Source organism: Lentimicrobium sp. S6 (assembly GCF_013166635.1).
In the GTDB taxonomy this organism is placed as follows: domain Bacteria; phylum Bacteroidota; class Bacteroidia; order Bacteroidales; family UBA12170; genus UBA12170.
In genome coordinates, this window is the sequence record NZ_JABKBZ010000033.1 from 38,575 (window position 1) to 58,483 (window position 19,909).

The window sequence follows — 19,909 nt, forward strand, 5'->3', positions numbered from 1 at the left end:
ATTTGAGAGATGGAGTGGAACCAAGAGAACATGATATTAGCCTGCAAGAAGCAAGATAAGCAAGCTCAGATGGCTGTGTTCAGTAAATACCATGAAAAGTTTTTAGGTATTTGCATGAGGTACTTGTATAATAAAGAGATTGCCGAAGAAGTGGTGATGGATGCGTTTATGCTCATTTTTCAAAAAATAGATACATATAATAAGAATTCCTTTGAGGGATGGATGAAGACCATTGTTATTCACAAGGCTATTGATTATTATAGAAGTCATAAAAACGACCCCAAGCTTTCTGAATATGAAACCAGCGAATGGAAGACTACTGGAAAAAATCCGCAAAATCATTTAGAGGCTCAAGATTTAATTAAAATGTTAGACTTTTTACCGCAAGGTTATAGGATGGTATTCAATATGTATGCTATTGAGGGATTTAAGCATCATGAAATTGCCAAAAAAATGGGTATTAGTGTGAGTACATCTAAAACCCAATATCATAAAGCTAGATTGCGCTTACAGGAGATATTGAAGAAGGGAGGATATCATGGATAAGGAATTTAATGTGGACAAGTTATTTAAGGAAGGATTAGAAGATTATTCTGCTAAGCCTGCCGAGGGTATGGAGGCAAAAATGGCCGCTATGATTGGCCTTTCTGCAGCAGCAACCGGAACAGGTGCCGCAGCAGGATTGAGCTCAACGTCTGGAGCAAGCGGGGCAGCCGGAGCTAGTGCTAGCTCAGGAGCATCTGCGGTTTCTGGAGCTGCTAGTAGTGCTGGAGCAAGTAGTGTAGCGGGCTCAGTAGCCACCACTACCACTGGAGCTGCTGTAAGTTCTACTGTGGCTGGAACTACAGCAACAGCGGTGAAAAGCACTGGAATTATTGCAAAAAGCCTGAGCGCTATTAAAGTCACCGCTTTAAAATCAGGACTAATTAAAGCAGGATTAGCAAAAGCTACTGTAGTTTTAAAATCAGTAGGAATCATAAAAACCATTGGTGCTGTAGCTATAGTAACTACAACTACTGCTGTGGTAGTAGAAGAGGTGAAAGAGAGTAAAGCTGAAACTTCTCCACAAGAAACCACTCAGTTTACCAGTTTAAACACTCATGATGATCAATTGAATACTAGAAAACACGATACTAGTGAATGGACCTATTTAATGTCTCCTCAAGAAATAGAAAAAATACAATTAGAAGCATATAGAAAAGAATTATGTGCCAGTACTTCTGGATTATCGTGTCACGTTTTACTTCCTGAAGAAATGGAAGAACATTCATCAGAGGGAGAAGAAACAATAGCTTCAAATATTGAACTTGATGAGGAAATGATGACTGAAGCAGCTAATTCTGAGAATTCCAATCTAATTCACAAAAACACCAAAACTAAAACTTCGAAGGCATCAATATTTAATAAAGATAAGAATGTAGAGGATGTTATTGAAGAAGAAAACATACTTCAGAAAGCAAATAGCCTTTCCATGCAAAGTTTATTCGTGGAATCAGATGATGTGTTTTTTGAGAAGGATAGTTTGATATTAATAAGCTCTGTTCCTCAACCTAAAACCATGAGTTCGCTTGAAAAGGGCTTCTATCTGCCCAACTACTTGATACAAGCGGAATTTTCTGTGATGCCCATGATGTTTTCTAATCTCATAAAACCAGAAGCATTAAGTAATGATCCGGTCACCCTTCAAAGTTCTAGTGAATCTCAGAATATATCCTATCAATTTGGAGCTGGCTTGAGAATTCAAAAGAAAAGACATCCTCTATTTCTCCAATTGGGATTAAATTATCAAAGGCTGACAGAAGATATTGAATATTATTTTAAGAGGGAATATGATGATTTGGAACAAAGTTATTGGCAGGTGGATACCAGCTTTAGTTATGTGATCAACCCACCTACTATTGACACCAATATTGAAAGAATAGATTCGGCATATATGGCTCACTGGATTAGGACAGAGGAGACCAAGAAGGCAAGCAATACTTATCAGTTTCTAGAAATCCCAATCCGCTTTGGCTATCAGTATCATAAGTATTCGAGTAAATGGAGTTTTGAAGCCTCTGCTGGAATGAGCTTTGCATTTCATTTAAAGAGTCAAGGATATGTTTACGATAATTATGGGCATATTCTAAATATAGACGAAGTGAAAGCAAGTCCACAAGTTTATTATTATGGATTATTCAATATGGGTATTAATTATCAATTGAATTCCACAGTGTTATTTATAGAGCCATCCTTGCGTTATCAATTCAACCAAAAAGAAATTGAAAACACATCATATCGTAGTAAATATTTAATATATGGGATGAAGTTTGGAGTAAGAATCAAACTTTTTAAAAATGCTGGGCAACCATAAAGAATATTAAAACGTTATTCTATGTATAACCCCTAAAATATTTTGATATGAAAAAATTTATACTTTTTAGTTTTTTAATGGCTATATCCTTTAGCTTATTGTCACAGACACAGGTGCCTGTTGACGATACAGTATATGTTAACTTCGGAGACATTATAACTATAAATCCTTTACTCAATGATTATGATACAGAAGGAGGTGATTTGATTATAAGTGATGCTGGTGTTCCAGAATATTTTGAATTATTGAGTTTTAATGATTCGCTGGTGAGTTTTAAAGTATCTGATTATAATCTTTCGAGCAACGTAAAAGTTATTTACCAGTTGGAATCAGATTACCCAATCCCACCTAGTGGGAAGATCTGGGTCATGTTTAAAGACTATTCAAATGCTCTTGAAATTAATCAGGTAAGTGCAGCTGTTTATCCCATGAATATTCAATTTTGGGATGCATATACAGGATTTGGAGATGTGCCAGTATATAATTATCCTAAAGATGCAACAACAACAACCATGTTTAATATGGGCCTTTGGATAGGTGGAAAGAATACTGAAGATGATTTGCACTTTGCTGGGGAAAGATATCGACAAATGGGAGCTGACTTTTGGCCTGGTCCATTATCACAAGGTAATGAGCTAACATGTGATTCAGTAGTTGCAGGAGAATGGTTAAGAACCTGGAAAGTAACAAGGGATGAAGTAAATATTCACATGACTGAATTTGCAGATCCTGATTATGAAATGCCAGAAGCCATATTAAATTGGCCAGCACATGGAGATCCTGCTAAAAACCAAGCTGAGTTTATAGCTCCATTCGTGGATGTAGATCAGGATTTAGAATACCATCCTGAATTAGGGGATTATCCATTTATTAAAGGAGATGAAAGTATATTCTTTGTTTATAATGATCAATTGGAACACACAGAATCTGAAGGATTGCCAATGGGTTTAGAAATTCATTGTATGGCTTGGGGATTAGATCATGATGGAGACAGTCCTTATGAAAGCACGATTTTTTACAGTTATAAAATATTCAATAGAAGCGATGAAACCTATTATGACACCTATTTAGGCTTGTTTGCTGATATAGATTTGGGCTATGCTGGAGACGATTATGTGGGTTGTAATGTAGAACAAGGGTATTATTTTGCTTATAATGGTACAGAAATTGATGGAAATGGGGAACCAGGAAGTTTTGGTGAAAACCCTCCTTCACAAGCTATATGTATGCTTGGTGGTCCATTTATGGATGAAGATAACTTAGATAATCCATTAGGTTTGTGTGATGAAGGCATTAATGGAGCAGGATTTGGAGATGGTGAAATAGATAATGAACGCTATGGGATGGGTAGTTTCTTTTATTTTAATAACGGTGGGCTTCAATATCAATACGATCCTAGTACTGCCGATGAGTATTATAATTTATTACAAGGAAACTGGATAGATGGTTCACAAATGTGTTATGGTGGTAATGGGCATTCATCCGCCGGTGGTGATAGTTTATTTCTAACTAAGTTTATGTTTCCTGGAGATAGCGACCCATGTCATTGGGGAACAGGTGGTCTTGATCCTAATGTAAGCCAATCGTGGACTGAAGATAATGCAGGAAACAATCCAGGTGATAGAAGAGGAATGTCCTCGATGGGACCATTCACTTTCGAAGCAGGTAGTGTAGAATATTTAGATATTGCTTTAGTAACAGCACCAGGTGATCAGGTAAAAAGTAGTACAGAATTATTGCAAGATTTTATCAGCGAAATAAAAACGGATTATTTAGTGAACCCAGAAAGTTTTGGTAATCAGCATGTGGGAATAGAGGATGGTATAGAAATAGAATCACTCTTAGAAGTTTATCCTAATCCTATCAATGGAAATAGAATCCATTTTAAAATTCCTCAATCAAATACTGTTTCTTATAAAATCTATAATACAGCAGGTCAGTTGGTTCAAGAGGCTGATTTAGAAGCACAAGAAAATCAGAGTATTGAAGTAGGAAGCTTAAAGGCTGGATGGTATATTTTAGAAGTACAAGCAGATCATAAGATATTTAGATCGAAATTAATTAAATAGAAGCATTAATACAATTTGAATAGTATCGGATGTTTTCTCCTCAGTCAACATCCACTCTCATCCATTATAATTACAATTAATTTTTGTGCCCTCATCATTTTATGGTGGGGGTTTTTTGTTCATTTCTTTGCGTGCCCAGCCTTCAGAATAGTTCTGCTCAGACGGAATTGTATTTTGTCTTTAGTTTATGCTTTGAGAACAGAGTATGGGTCGGCAGGAAAAGTAGTTTCCTTATAAGATTCTCTAGCCGACCTAAAACATTCGGTTTGTTCATTACCGCGGGCTTTACCCGCGTTTATTCACATGTCAGGCCTTCAGCCTTCTGTTCTTCAAAGCTGTTAGCCATTATCCTAAATCTAAAGGAAAGAAAACCCTGCTCCTGAATTTAATGACCTCAGCTGGTGAGCCAAAAAACAAGCTAGAGTTATGGTTCAGAAAGAAGAAAACCACACAGCATTTATTGTCGTTTATTCCGTTAGAATAGAAATTATTTTTATATCTTGCAGGCAACCCCAAAGCACCAAATCTCGACTGAACACATATGGAGTGGAACCTAGCTGATATCATTAAATCCTGCAAAAAGCAAAATGCTCAGGCACAGCTAGCCTTGTTCCGCCATTATAAAAAGCAACTTCTGGGTTTATGTTTGCGATATGTGAACAGCCGAGAAGTGGCAGAGGAGGTCTTAATGGATGCTTTTGTTATCATTTTCAAAACTATAAAATCGCAAAAAGGTGCTTCATTCGAATCGTGGATGAAGTCGATTGTGGTACATAAGGCTATTGATTATTTTAGAAAGCATAAAAACGACCCCGCCTTTGAAGAAATAGAATATGTGCTGGATAAAAAAGTGCAAGAACATCAATCGGAGCAATTGGAGCTGGACGAATTGGTGAAGCTTTTACAATGTTTGCCAGCAGGTTATAGAATGGTATTTAACCTTTATACTATTGAAGGATTTCAACATAAGGAAATAGCCGAAAAGCTAGGTATATCGGTCAATACTTCCAAATCACAACTACATAAAGCCAAAGTGAAGCTCCAAGAAATATTGCAGAAAGGAGGTTATCATGTCTAAACAAGTAGATATAGATCAACTCTTTAATCGCGATTTTGATAATTTCCAAAAGGATACCTCCTCCAATTTCGACTTGGCCATGGAGAGCAAAATTAAAAGAATGCAGTGGTTTAAATACTGGAAGTGGATTCTAGGTTTGACCATCATCTCTGCAAGCTTGTTAACTACTATTATTTTAATCAATAAGGAGGTGGATGCAGTTCAAACTCAATATCACTCTACAGAACTCGTCGAACTAAATGAAACAAAAACGACTACTGAAATAGAATCGATTAAAGAAGGAGAATTGGAGGAGTCAATTCCAAAAAGCAGCACTCAGTCTGGAGTTTTAGAGGATAGTTTTATTCATGAACCTCCTCAGAGAAACAATAAAGAATCTATTATTCTAAGCATGAAAAGCAAATCTATTGAGGATGATTTAAGTCCAGTAAAAGAGCTTAATATTGAAAATTCGAGGAGCCTAGTATTTGAAAAAATCCCTTTTCATTCAGAAGTTATTTATCTAGATTTTCAGGTGGAAAGAGAAGTATTAGCGGAAAAGAGTGTTTCAGCCTTGCCGTCTATTCCAATAAAGATTGAGCAAGTAAAAAAAGAGAAGAAGCATAAAGAAAAGCAAAAAAAGAAGAAGGAAGAGAATATTAAGACCAGTAGTTCTTCAATGAGCTTAGAAGCTAAGAAAGACAAAAAGAAACGAAATAAGAAGGAAAAGAAAGAGAATATCAGCATGGCCGCTTCTGTTGAAGTAAAAGATACTTATCATAAAACTAAATCACAAAAACAAAAAACAAGTAATCAGAAAGCACAGAATGAGCCCAGTTCTGCATTAGTTTTGAAATCATCAAAACCACCCAAGGAGAAAAAACCATTGAACTTTTCTGGGAGTATTGAATTGGGATTTACACCTGTTTTCTTTAAAAATATGGCAGCTCCTTTAGAACCAGAAAACGATACCGTCACCTTTTTTCTCAATAATAAAAAAACAAAGCTTTCCTATGATTTTGGTATAGAGTTTCTATTTAAGCCTGTGGATAGTGATTGGAGTTTTAAAACTGGATTGCATTACCAGCAATTAAACGAGGATATCGATTATTATTTCCTTCGAGAATATGTGGATGAGGAATTAAGTCATTGGCAATACGATTCCATTTTCGAGTATCATATCGATCCACCCATTCATGATACCATTTTAGTGGGTATAGATTCTTCTTATTATGAGCATTCCATAAGTGAAGTACATCAACAAAAGTATAGCAATCAGTATACCTATTTGAATATTCCCTTATTAATTGGCTATCAAATAGATTTACCCAGCCAACATTTTAAGGTGCATGTTTTGGCGGGTATCAATATGGCCATATTATTGCAAAACGAGGGCTATTATTATAATACTGATGGTTATATTCTCGCTTATCCTCAAAAGCAGAAAGCATTGATTAACTGGGGCTTAAATGCTCAAATGAGTTTCAATTATCACTGGAAGAATTTATCGGTTTATGCCAAGCCCTCCTTACAATTTCAGTTGAAAGAAAAGGACTTACCCAGTTATTTCGAGAAGCGACAATATGTGATTTATGGCTTGGAATTAGGAATAGCTTTCAAATTATTTTAATACTCAGGCACCCTATCATAGAATATATACGACTAAACATATATAAGCACCAAATTCTATTTATTATGAAAAAGCACTTGTTTCTATTTGGATTATTATTTTGCACAATTGCTCTGTTTTCCCAAGTAATTCTTGTTAATGATACAACATCAGCAAAACATGGAGAACTCGCATCTATTAATCCTTTATTAAATGATATTAACCAAAGTGGTTCAAATCTCGTTATTGATACAATTATTAGTGAAGACTTAAATATGGTCACCTATAATGATTCAATTGTTTTGTATAAAATGCCCGATTATTCATTAGTTACTTATAGTATTAAGTATAAAATTGTTGGTGTTGATGGGTTTGCTTCAATAACTATTTTTCCCAAGTTCACTTTTGATACATTAGATTGCAACCAGATAGAGGCTCCAATATATCCCTGTAATTTACAATTTTTCGATGACTATTACCATTATCAACTTAGTCCAAACTATTTTGGAAGCCAGTATTATTATCCAAATGAATCTACTTCGAAAACAATGTTTTCGTATGGATTGTGGATGGGAGGGCTAAGCCGAAATACAGGGGAATTACATTTAGCAGCAGAAAAATATAGACAAATTGGCACCGATTTTTGGCCAGGTCCATTAACAGATAATGGCTTGGCTATAACTGATTCTTTAAATGCAGGAATATGGTGTAGAACTTGGAAAGTCACCAAGCAAGAAATAGAATATCACCTTAAAAATTATAATCAACCAAATTATATCATACCTGAAGCCATTGCCTCTTGGCCAGCTCACGGAGATCTCAATATTGGCCAAGCAGAATATCTTGCTCCCTTTGTGGATGTTGATTTAAATTCACAATACAATCCTAGCCAAGGTGACTATCCTTTAATAAAAGGTGATGAATCGGTGTTTTTTATTTTTAATGATCGTTTGGCTCATACAGAAACTGAAGGTAGTAATATAGGAATGGAAATACATTGTCTGGCGTGGGCTTATGAAGAGCAAGCAGATAATGAAGAATTAAATTCCACTATATTTTATAGTTATAAGCTCTTTAATAGGAGTATGATTACCTATGATGATTTCTATATTGGAGTATTTTCAGATATAGACTTGGGATTTGCCAATGATGATTATATAGGTTCTAATGTGCAACAAGGATATTATTATGCTTATAATGGCCGTGACATTGATGGTAATGGCGAGCCAGAAAGCTATGGTGAGAACCCACCCTCACAGGCGACTTGTATTCTCGCTGGTCCATTTATGGATAAGGATAATATGGATAATCCAAGTGGAGATTGTAATGAAAGTATCAATGGTTCAGGCTTTGGAGATGATATTATAGATAATGAAAGGTTGGGAATGAGTTATTTCTTAGCTTATAATACAGATGGCCTGTTGACAGACCCCACAATTGCTCCAAGATACTATAATAATTTAAAAGGGCTACTTACATATGGTTCGCAATTTTATTATGGAGGTAATGGTAGTCCTACTGGTGGTGACAGTTCGATCCCAGCAAGATTTATGTACCCTGGAGGTAGTGATACTTGCAACTGGGGAACGGATGGAATGGACGTTTATCCAGGATTATGGACGGAGGAAGCCTCTGGCAATCAGCCAGGCGATCGCAGAGGGATGGCAAGCATTGGTCCTTTCACCTTCGAAGCAGGAGCAGTACAATATCTAGATATAGCTCTAGTAACCGCTCCTGGCGATCAAGAAAGAAACAGCAAAGACCTTTTGGAAGAATATGTGGCCAGTATTAGAGCCGAGTATTTAAAAAATCCTGAAGAATTCGGCAACCAATATGTGGGATTAGAGGAGGCCATAGAACAAGAATCAATACTAGAAATATATCCCAATCCAGTGAATGGAGACTTTATCCATTTCGATTTACCCCAATCCAATTCAGCCATTTATAAAATCTATAATACCACTGGGCAAATCATGATTACTGGGCAATTACCGCAACAAAAACATCAAAACTTGTTTGTGGGTGATTTGGAGTCGGGCTGGTATATATTAGAGGTACAAGTAGGAAAGAGTACATACAGAAGTAAATTGATTAAATAAGCATTAATAATGGATATTTTCCCCTCAGTCAATATCCGATCTCTATTATAATTACAATTAATTTTAGCTCCCTCATCAAATTTATTTGGTGGGGGTTTGTTTATATGGTATTTAAGTTTTGATAATAATGATATTTTTTTTAATATTTGTAGTGCATTTAAAACCCTTATTATGAAAGCCAAAATCCTGATATTACCATTCCTATTTGTCTTTACCATAGCATATTCACAAAAGCTACACCTTCCCCCTACCGATACGATTAGCTGTAACGAAATACTGGCACCGATATTCCCTCGCGGAGCTCAGTTTTATGGGAATGACATGCCAACTTATCTTTATCCAAAAACTAGCACAAAGTCTCCCCTATATACTTTTGGTTTGTGGATAGGAGGAATGTTTAATGATGAACTACACTTAGCAGCTGATAAATATTATCAAAATGGGCGTGATTTCTGGAGTGGACCTTATACAGATGCAGGGTCTAATAGCCTTAATTCTGCCATCTCAACTCTATGGTATAAATCATGGAAGGTAACTAAGGTTCAAATAAATAACCATGTTCAAAACTATTCCTTACCAGGATACCAGATGCCTGAGTGTATTTCATCTTGGCCTGCACATGGGAATTTAGAATATAATCAAGCACAGGATTTAGCTCCTTTTGTTGATGTTGATTCAGATGGGGTTTATCACCCAGAAAGTGGAGATTATCCACTCATAAAAGGTGATGCTAGTGTCTTCTACATTATTAATGATAATAGAGAGCATACTGAGTCGGAAGGGAAAATCATGGGTGTCGAAATACATTGTATGGCATGGGCAATGAACCAAAGTGCGAGCAGTGTCTATAACACGACGATCTTTTTTAGCTATAAGATAATCAATAGAAGTGAGAATACATATCAAGATACCTATCTGGGAGTGTTTGCCGATTTTGATATTGGTAAATCAGATGATGATTATATCGGATGTCATGTTGAAAATGGTAATTTTTACGGATATAATGCAGATGATTTTGATGGTCCAGAAGGCTATCCATATGGATATAGAGACACCATTCCATCTCAAGCTTGTTGTATTTTAAGTGGACCCAATTTAGATGCTGATCATATTGATAATCCATCAGGGGAATGCAATGAAAGTATTAATGGCTCTGGATTTGATGATGGTATAATAGATAATGAACGCTTCGGAATGAATAGGTTTGTAGCATTTAGTAGTGTTTGGAATGATGCAATGACAGATCCAAGAAATGATACAGAATTCTATAATTATATGAAAGGATTTTGGAAAGATGGGAGCCCAATATTATATGGTGGAAATGGCCATTCTAGTAGTGGGGCGACAGGTCCTGAAACAAGGTTTGTATTTATGGAAGATAGTGACTCATGTCATTGGAGTATTGAAGGTGAAGAACCTCATAACGAAATTCTTTGGAGTGAGTATTCCGCAGGGAATCAGCCTCAAGATATAAGAGGACTGGCTTCAATGGGACCTTTTACCTTTGAAGCTGGGAGTACTCATTATTTGGATCTGGCTTTGGTCACAGCACCTAGTGACTTAAGAAAAAACAGCAAAGATTTATTACAAGACTATGCTCACGAAGTCCGAGTAGATTACCTTAAAAACCCGCTTCATTTTGGTGATTATAATGTAGGTCTAGAGGAGGATCTTTATAAAGAAACACTCTTAGAAATTTACCCCAATCCCATAAATGGAGATTTTGTCTATTTCGATTTACCAGAATCCAATTCAGCCAGTTATAAAATCTACAATGCCGCAGGGCAATTAGTTTTAAGTGGACAATTGCCAAGTCAAAAGCTACAAGATTTGTTTGTCGGTGATTTGGAGTCGGGCTGGTATATATTAGAAGTTCAATCAGGAAACAAAATATTTAGAAGTAAATTAATTAAATAATACTCCAATATTGGATATTTTCTCCTCAGTTAGTATCTGATCTCATTACAATTAATTTTAGCTCCCTCATCAAATTTATTTGGTGGGGTTTTTTTTGCTTACTCAGATTTCAAAATCGATCTGCTTAGACGGAATTGTATTCCGTCCTTTATGTTTAGCCTATGCTTTGAGATTAGAGTATAGGTCGGCAGGAAAAGTAGTTTCCTAATATGATACTCTGGCCGACCTAAAACCTTCGGTTTATTCATCACCACGGGCTTTGCCCGCGGCTAGTCATAATTGAAGTGCTGACGCATCGATACAGCATCGTGCCGAGCCCTCAGCCTTCTTTAAAATTCCTTAAGCAAACCAGGGCCTCAATCCTTTCACTTTGTTCAAGGCTTTGATCCCTTTGAACTGCAGAAAAATACTTCCCTGCTCCGGATTTTAATGACCTCAGCTGGTGAGCCAAAAAACAAGCTAGAGTTTTCGTTAAGAAATGCTTTCTGCTTGAAATTTTTAATTCGCATTAAAAATTGAGGTTTAAGCATTTTAGAAAATCTAGTGTAGCTTTTTTGAGTGAAGCAGGTGGAGTCTTGACTTTTTTTGCTTCGTTTTTTGTGTCAAGACAAAAAATGACGACTTCATGTTCATTTCTTTGCGTGCACATACTTCGGTACCGCTCAGCATGAAAGAAACAGAACCAAAGAAAGGGCACATTTTTCAATGTGTTATAATTCTCCCTGCATTGATGGTTGCGAATAGTATCGTTCGAGCCCTCAGCCTTTTATAAAATCCCTTAAGCTAACCAGGGCCTCAATCCTTTCACTTTGTTCAAGGCTTTGATCCCTTTGATCTGCAGAAAAACACTTCCCTGCTCCGGATTTTAATGACCTCAGCTGGTGAGCCAAAAAACAAGCTAGCGTTTTCGGTAAGAAATGCTTTCTGCTTGATATTTTTAATGCGAATTAAAAATTGAGGTTTAAGCATTTTAGAAAATCTAGCGTAGCTTTTTTGAGTGAAGCAGGTGGAGTCTTGACTTTTTTTGCTTCGTTTTTTGTGTTAAGACAAAAAATGATGAACCAAAATCACAAGGAATTCAAAAAAAAGTATTCTTGGGGCAACTATTACCAATAAAATTACGACTCCATAGATATGGAGTGGAACCAGTCTGACATCATTAAAGCATGTCGGAAACAAAATAAAACAGCACAAAAGGCTTTATTTCAGCGCTATAGTAAGCAATTCTATGGCCTGTGTCTCCGCTATGTCAATAATCGAGAGGTGGCTGAAGAAGTATTAATGGACGCTTTTATGGATATATTTAAGAATATAAAAAAGTATAAAACCAAGTCTTTTGAGGCCTGGATGAAGTCTATTGTGGTCCATAAATCTATCGATTATTATAGAAAACACAAAAATGACCCTATGTTTTCTGATGTGGATACTGTTTATGCTGGTGGTCTTTCGAACCCGCAAACCAATGATGTGGAAATGGATGAATTACTGAAAATGCTCTATACTTTGCCTGCTGGATATCGAATGGTTTTTAACCTTTTCGCTATTGAAGGTTACCAGCACAAAGAAATAGCTAAACAGCTAGGTATCTCTGAAAGCACATCGAAGACACAATTTTTAAAGGCTAAACAAAAATTACAAATCATAATGGAGAAAGGAGGATATCATGGATAAGAAGCAAGATGTTGAAATGCTATTTAATGAAAAGTTCAGCCAATTTTCTCCTGAACTATCTCCTGATGCCCTCACTACTTTGGATGCTAAGCTCAAAACGGCCATGTATTTCCGTTGGGCAAAATATATTTTGATGGCCGGAATCATCGCTGTTTCTTCTTGGTTGGTTTATGAGGCCTTGCAAAATGAGGAACTATCCAATGAGGGAACTCATCTAGAACTCCCACTCTCAAATACTCAAAACACCATTACTAAAAGTGTTACAAAGGAAGAGAATGCTGAACCTACAGCTGAATCTCAAATGATAGACTCCCCTAAAATATCTGATGAAGAAATGATAACTCTACAAGAAGAGCAGTCAAATCCCTTACAGAAAAATGAAGAGAATATTTCCGAAACTATTATAGTGGATTCTGAACAAAAAGAAATTATTTCATCTAGTGAAAATCATAAAGAGCCTCAAGCTATTTTGCTAGATGAGGAACTTGATATTGAAGAAAAAACCTCATCTGAAATTCTGATAGCACCGGAGTTGACAAATGAATCAGAAGAAAAAACCAAAGAGAATACCAAGCCTGAAACTCCAATTTTTGAAGAAAATGAAAGCATTTCTTTAGAGGAGGCCATTCAAGAAACATTAGCAGAAGAATTAGGAATAGCTGTGAGCATTGAAATTGGAGAAGAAAGTGCTTTAACAAGTGAGGAGAGTAATACAAGTATAGATGGAAACAATAAAGAAATAGATTCAAAAGATAAAAAGAAAACAAAGCCCAAGAAGAAAGCTAAGAAGACAAAGTTTGCCAAAACTACAGATAGGAGTGCTCAAGGTACAAAAACAAAGAAACTAAATGCCTTTCTTGATATTCATGTAGGTGGATTTATGTTTGATAATACCGCATCTTCTCCTGCTTTATATAGTGATAGTTTAACATCAACAGCTTATACTCAAACGCCTCAGTTGTCCTACGAATTTGGAATGGGATTTCAGTTAAAATTAAAAGATAAACCTTGGTTATTATATACCGGAATCGATTATCAAGTTTTTAAAGAGAAAATAGACTATAAATGGTCACAGAGCTTCGAAGATATCGAACTGAGTTATTGGAATTACGATTCTACTTTTAGCATAGAGCAAGTAATTGATACCTTTTATATCATAGTCGATACCAATCACTTTGTAATAGATACCATTTTCAGGCAAGATACGCTTCTTTCTCATGTAGATTCAACCTATAACAAAGTGATGTCCACTGACGAAAATAGCAAGAAGTATACCAATACTTATACTTATTTAAACATTCCTTTGATGATAGGTTATGAGTTTAAAACCCATAATAAAAAATGGAGTTTCCAGGTATTAGGAGGAGCGGCTATTGCACTTAATCTGAGCAATGAGGGTTATTATTATAGCAAAGATGGAGGTATTCAGGAATATAGCGGAAAGGTGAATCCATCGCTTACCTGGCGATTAATGGCCGCAGCAAATATCAACTATCAATGGAAGAAGTGGCAGTTCTATATTCAACCCGAATATCAATATCAACTGAACGAAAGCCAAGTCCTCAATCAAGATATGAGAAGGAAATACCAATTATACAAAGTAAAAGCGGGTATTCGATTTAAATTGTTTTAAAATAGTTGTTTTAGGAAGCTCAGACTTTGTGGATTGATTAAGCCTCATAAAAAATAATTATAGAGGGTTTTTAATTATTTGCTTAGCTTAATGGGGTCTAACAAACTGTAGAACTAATTATTTTTGAGCATGCTTTTTTCGCTCCCCTTGGGGTTGGGGAAAATGAAAAAAGACTAAAAATCATTATGTTAGGTGTTTACCTTCTAGTTTTGAATAAGCACTTATCTAAACACCTCAATTAAATTAAATAGAAAATATTTTTAGAGACAGGCAACTATTGTGAGCAAATCCACGATTACCCCTTTGAAAAGGCAAAATGCCTAAAAGAGTGGCTTCACAATTTTAATTTAAAATAATTAATCATGAAACGTATTTATTTATTCTTTGTCCTAGTTTTTTTAGGAACGCAAATCATGGCATTAGATTTAGTGGTCAACGGAACGGTAGTTGATGAAAATGGAGATGCCATCTCTGGCCATATGGTCAATATTTATAGCAGCGACTCAATTGCTGGATTTTTCTATTCTAATTCTGTATTTACCAATAGCGATGGTTATTATATTGATGAAATTACTTTAGACGATGAAAATACTCAAGGAGAAATCATCCTCTCCACAGAAACTTGTAATGACTATTTAGTGGTTTCACAGTTTTTCAATCCTGGCAATATGGAAATCTATTATGATTTTGAAGTTTGTACAGATACTTCTGGTGGAGGTGGAGGAAATGATACCACCAACTATAGTTGTGAAAACTTCTTCTATTACATAGGTGAAGGTCTAGAATATCAATTTGCAGGTGAGATATTTAGCGAAGGTGATGCCATATTCTCATGGAACTTCGGTGATGGAACAACAGCTGAAGGAATGGAAGTGAACCATACTTTTGCAGAAGATGGAACTTATTCAGTAAGCCTAGAAACTGTTCTTAACGATACTTGTGAATATATTTCTACACAAACTATTTATGTGATGCAAGACACCACAGGTGGAGGAAACGATTCTACCAATTGTCAGAATGCATTTGAATTTGAAGTAGATGATATGACGGTTACCGTTTGGGGTTACGGACTCGATAATACTGAAATCATAGACTTTGCATGGAGTTTTGGTGATGGTACAAGTGCTGAAGGTCAAGAAGTCACTCATGAGTATGCCAATGGTGGTGATTATATGATTATATTGACTACTACTAATGTTGAAGGCTGTGTAGCAACATCTAGCCATTGGGTGAATATTGTAGGTGGTAGCTCTGGAGAATTCCTATGGGGGCAAGTATTTGCAGAAAACATGCCTCTTGACTCAGGAATAGCTAGCCTATATGGTATTATGAACGATACTGTTTCTGGTCAAGACTTTGTATTAATAGCTCAGTGTGTAATAGATTCTATTGGGGCTTACTATTTTGCTGATATACCTCAAGGTAGCTATTTAATTTTAGCAGAAGCTGACCAATCTTCATTACATTTTAATACTACTTATCCGACCTATTATGGCGATGCTATCTATTGGTTAGATGCAACTATTATTACTCTTGGTGAACTAGAGAACCCATATGATATTATTCTTCAGACTACTTCTGGTGCCAACTCTGGCGACGGTGTCATCAATGGAGATATTATAGGGGATGGTTTTAAAAGTCAGTTGTCAGCTGATGATATTAGTTTATTCTTATTATCTGAAACTGGAAATCCATTAGAGATTACATCTAGTATTGACGCAGGATTCGATTTCTCTAATATCGCTTTCGGCACCTATATGGTATATGCTGAAGTAATAGGTTTAACAACTCAGCCAGCTATTATTACCTTAAGCGCTGACAATCCTACTTCTCATGTGGAAATCAATATTACCGAAAATGGAGTCACCACAGGATTAGAAGATATCGCATCAAGATATATCGCTCGTATTGGTGATATTTATCCTAATCCAGTAGGCAATATAGCTTATCTCGAAGTAGAAGCTCAAGAAGCTACTCAAGTTGAGGTTTTAATTATCAATCAACTAGGACAAGTGATGTATGAAGCCCAAGAGCAATTAAGTATGGGAACACAAAGATTAGAAATCAATACCAATCAATTAAAATCTGGTTTATATTTCCTACAGCTAAGAAACGATGGAAAGAATATGATAAGCCAGAAGTTTATTAAATAATAAATACTCAAACTCTTTTATAATCCACTCTATCATTAGAGATAATGATGCACCCTTGCCAATTTTGGTGGGGGTGTTTTTTTGTTTTCAGTAGATATTTTGAAATTAATGTATTGGCAAGAAAAGTATTTTCTCTTAAAAACATTCTGGCCAACTATGCCAAGGGAATATATCTCAATCAAATGAAGGTATTTTAGCCACAAAAAAACTTATTGTTCAATAAAACCAATCTGCCAATTTCTGCTTCAAAAATCATCAAGAAAAACTCAAAAAAAACCCGGGCAAAGACATTATTTTCCTTTGTGCCTCTTTATGAAATCCTCTGAGTCAATTTGTGGTACAGCTATTCAATAACTTGTCCCGCAAAACAAGAAAGTTTCACAACTTGTCTCGAGAAACGGGAAAGGGGATTCAATTATATTGAAACGATTTATAGTACTCAATATGGTTTTTAATTGGTATAGTTGTACATTTACTTTTCCAAAAAAACACACAAACAAATCGCATGAAAAAAGTACTCTATTTCCTATCACTAATCTTATTATTATCCTGTGGAACATCAGTAAATAAAGAAGAACAACAAAAAGATTTACCTCGCATTGCCATAGCTGGAATTGCCATTGAATCGAGCACCTTTTCTCCGGCTCAAACCCACAAAGAAGCTTTTCATGCTCGTCGTGGCGAGGAGGTATATACCTATTATAATTTCCTTTCGCCAGATTCCATCAACAGAAAAAGAGCAACCTATTTCCCTAGCCTTAGAGGTCATGCCATCCCTGGTGGAATTGTTACCCGTGAAGCTTACGAATCATTACTCAAAGAAACGCTAGAAAGACTCAAAGAAAACCTTCCCTACGATGGTTTATTCCTCGATATTCATGGTGCCATGAGCGTGGTAGGTTTAGAAGATCCAGAGGGTGACTTTATCATCAAAATAAGAGAAGTAATAGGTTATGAAACCATCATTTCTACTTCAATGGATTTGCATGGAAATGTTTCGCCACGATTGGCCGAGAATAGTGATTTAATCACTTGTTATCGTTTGGCTCCCCATGAAGATGCCACAGAATCAAGAAAACGAGCTTTGACTAATCTTTTAGATAGATTAGAAAGTGGAAAAGGAAAACCAGCCTTTAAAGCTTGGATTCCTATTCCCATCTTACTTCCAGGAGAAAAAACCAGCACCAGAATTGAACCCGGAAAAAGTCTTTATGCGCAGGTAGCTCCAGTGGCTGATAAAGAAGGGATTTTAGATGCTGCCATTTGGGTCGGTTATGCTTGGGCCGATGAAAAACGCAATCATGCAGTGGTGATGGTTACGGGTGATGAAAAACAAAAAGTAATAGAAAACGCAGAAGCATTGGCACAAAGCTTTTGGGAGGTGAGAAATGATTTTGTATTTGTAGCACCAGTTGCCCCATTAGAGGAATGTTTAAATATGGCTATTGCCAGCAATAATCACCCATTCATCATTAGCGATATGGGCGATAATCCTACTGCTGGTGGTGCAGGGGATGTAACTTGGACATTAAATGAAATACTAAGCCATCCTGAATTTAAAACGGAGGAAGGTTCAAAATTAATATATGCTTCTATTCCTGGTCCCGACCTTGTTAAAAAAGCTTTAGAAGCTGGAGTAGGTGGACAAGTAAAAGGAGAAGTGGGAGCCGCTATTGATGATCGATTTTCACCACCAATTCAGTTAGAAGGAAAAGTAATGGCCATAAAGCATGGCGATAAATATGCTGAAACCGAAGTAGTGGTACAAGTAGGTTCTGTTTCAGTCATTGTTACCAAAATACGTAAGCCCTATCATCATGAAAGCGATTTCACCAATCTAGGTTTAAATCCTAGAGGTGCAGATATTGTCGTAGTGAAAATTGGATACCTAGTACCAGAACTTTATGATATGCGTGCCGATTGGATTATGGCCCAAACCCCAGGCGGTGTGGATCAAGACCTAGAAAGATTGGGGTATAAACACATAAAACGCCCTATGTTTCCATTGGATGCAGATATGGCAGATCCAGACCTCAGCGCGCGTTTAATCCCAATCTCTGGATCAAAAAAATAATGCTATGGAAATCAAAACTCATCTTACTCCCTCTACTAAAATTGCTGAGCTAATTTCCGATAAGAAGCTAGTGAACTCAGTTGAAGAGGGTTTTCAAATTATGATAGACCTTTATTATCAGGATTATGATAAAATCATCATGCAAGAGTATCATTTTAATGCAAAATTCTTCGATTTGAAAACTAGAATATTCGGAGACCTCCTCCAAAAATTCTCCAATTACAAAGTAAAACTGGCTATTATTGGCAAGTTCTCAAAATACGAAAGCAAGAGTTTTCAAGACTTTATAAAAGAGAGTAATCAACAAAAAAGAGTATTTTTCCTTTCAAATTTAGAGGAAGCTATTCATCAATTAAATTCTTAAAATTATAAATTATGGCAACAGATAAAGACTTTGTAAATTACGTGGCAGACCAGATGGAGCAGGCTGGAGAGATCAGAACGAGAGCCATGTTTGGGGAGTATGGAATATACTGTAATGATAAATTCTTCGCTCTGATTTGTGATAATAAGCTATTCATTAAACCCACAAAAGCTGGAAGAGCTTTTCTTGGTGAGGTCAATGAAGCACCTCCCTATGAAGGCGCAAAACCAAGCTTCTTAATTACGGAGGAATTGGAAGACAGAGATAAACTCGCCGAATTGGTGAAGGTTACTATTACAGAATTGCCAGCGCCTAAGCCCAAGAAAGAGAAATAGAATTTCTTGAAGTGTCTAAAGTATATCAAAGTACTTAGGGTTAATAGTCTGAGTTATCTATATAGTATCCCCTTCGCTAGAAGGCTTTAAGGGATGAGAGTCTCGTAAAGCATCACAACACTGGTTTTGGAAGTTCTCTTGTTCCTCTTGAAAGAAGATTTTTATATGGTCACCGGGGTTTGGGAATTCGCACTAGCTTGTCTAGAAACCTACTAACCTGAGTTCGGTTTTTAACTATCTGAAATTCAGTTGTTAATGGTGATATTTTTGACCATAAAATTAGGAGATTTCATGAGTATTTATTATCTTTGTGACTGATAATCAAACAATTAACAATAAAACCCATGAATATCTCCAGCAACAAAATTACCGAAATATTTTATTTAGCAGATGATTTTTGCTTTGAATTTTTCAAAACTATGGATTCTCACACCTTAGGAAATAAACCAAAAAGGAAGCCCATTTTATCAACTAGTGAGGTGATAACCATTATGGTTCTGTTTCATTTTGGCCAATTTAGAAACATGAAACATTTTTATCTTTTTTATGTCAAAAAACATATGCAATCTTACTTT

Annotated in this window: 13 protein-coding genes; all 13 read left to right on the forward strand. The window is 36.1% G+C overall.

What is annotated here, in order from left to right:
• The first annotated feature begins 9 nt into the window (after nucleotides 1-9).
• The 13 genes from HNS40_RS12100 (at nucleotide 10) to HNS40_RS12160 (ending at nucleotide 19,334) form a co-directional block, all read left to right on the forward strand.
• Complete coding sequence (locus HNS40_RS12100; RefSeq protein WP_172281122.1) at nucleotides 10-546, forward strand: RNA polymerase sigma factor; 537 nt, start codon at nucleotides 10-12, stop codon at nucleotides 544-546.
• Nucleotides 539-2,353: a hypothetical protein gene (locus HNS40_RS12105; protein WP_172281124.1), complete on the forward strand. Its 1,815-nt coding sequence runs from the start codon at nucleotides 539-541 to the stop codon at nucleotides 2,351-2,353. Before HNS40_RS12100 ends, HNS40_RS12105 begins: the two co-directional genes overlap by 8 nt.
• A gap of 47 nt (nucleotides 2,354-2,400) precedes the next feature.
• On the forward strand, nucleotides 2,401-4,422 hold the full coding sequence (locus HNS40_RS12110; RefSeq protein WP_172281126.1) for a T9SS type A sorting domain-containing protein: 2,022 nt from the start codon (nucleotides 2,401-2,403) through the stop codon (nucleotides 4,420-4,422).
• Between the two features lie 541 nt (nucleotides 4,423-4,963).
• Nucleotides 4,964-5,500 (forward strand): RNA polymerase sigma factor, encoded by a 537-nt coding sequence (locus tag HNS40_RS12115; protein WP_172281128.1) that lies wholly within the window; start codon nucleotides 4,964-4,966, stop codon nucleotides 5,498-5,500.
• The gene (locus HNS40_RS12120) at nucleotides 5,493-7,109 is read left to right on the forward strand and encodes an outer membrane beta-barrel protein (RefSeq protein ID WP_172281130.1); all 1,617 of its coding nucleotides are present in this window, start codon (nucleotides 5,493-5,495) and stop codon (nucleotides 7,107-7,109) included. Before HNS40_RS12115 ends, HNS40_RS12120 begins: the two co-directional genes overlap by 8 nt.
• 65 nt (nucleotides 7,110-7,174) lie before the next feature.
• The gene (locus tag HNS40_RS12125; RefSeq protein ID WP_172281132.1) at nucleotides 7,175-9,187 is read left to right on the forward strand and encodes a T9SS type A sorting domain-containing protein; all 2,013 of its coding nucleotides are present in this window, start codon (nucleotides 7,175-7,177) and stop codon (nucleotides 9,185-9,187) included.
• Nucleotides 9,188-9,358: 171 nt separating this feature from the next.
• Nucleotides 9,359-11,104 carry a T9SS type A sorting domain-containing protein gene (locus HNS40_RS12130; RefSeq protein WP_172281134.1) on the forward strand — a complete coding sequence of 582 codons (1,746 nt, stop codon included), beginning with the start codon at nucleotides 9,359-9,361 and terminating at the stop codon, nucleotides 11,102-11,104.
• A 1,134-nt stretch (nucleotides 11,105-12,238) separates the two neighbouring features.
• Entirely contained in the window at nucleotides 12,239-12,775 is a 537-nt protein-coding gene (locus tag HNS40_RS12135; protein WP_172281136.1) for an RNA polymerase sigma factor, read from the forward strand.
• On the forward strand, nucleotides 12,768-14,408 hold the full coding sequence (locus tag HNS40_RS12140; protein ID WP_172281137.1) for a hypothetical protein: 1,641 nt from the start codon (nucleotides 12,768-12,770) through the stop codon (nucleotides 14,406-14,408). Before HNS40_RS12135 ends, HNS40_RS12140 begins: the two co-directional genes overlap by 8 nt.
• 362 nt (nucleotides 14,409-14,770) lie before the next feature.
• Nucleotides 14,771-16,561, forward strand: coding sequence for a PKD domain-containing protein (locus tag HNS40_RS12145; protein WP_172281139.1), 1,791 nt, complete (start codon nucleotides 14,771-14,773; stop codon nucleotides 16,559-16,561).
• Between the two features lie 505 nt (nucleotides 16,562-17,066).
• Nucleotides 17,067-18,635, forward strand: a complete 1,569-nt coding sequence (locus HNS40_RS12150; RefSeq protein WP_172281141.1) for a M81 family metallopeptidase — start codon at nucleotides 17,067-17,069, stop codon at nucleotides 18,633-18,635.
• A 4-nt stretch (nucleotides 18,636-18,639) separates the two neighbouring features.
• Nucleotides 18,640-18,999 (forward strand): DUF4180 domain-containing protein, encoded by a 360-nt coding sequence (locus tag HNS40_RS12155; RefSeq protein ID WP_172281143.1) that lies wholly within the window; start codon nucleotides 18,640-18,642, stop codon nucleotides 18,997-18,999.
• Nucleotides 19,000-19,010: 11 nt separating this feature from the next.
• Entirely contained in the window at nucleotides 19,011-19,334 is a 324-nt protein-coding gene (locus HNS40_RS12160; RefSeq protein ID WP_172281145.1) for a TfoX/Sxy family protein, read from the forward strand.
• Nucleotides 19,335-19,909 lie beyond the last annotated feature (575 nt).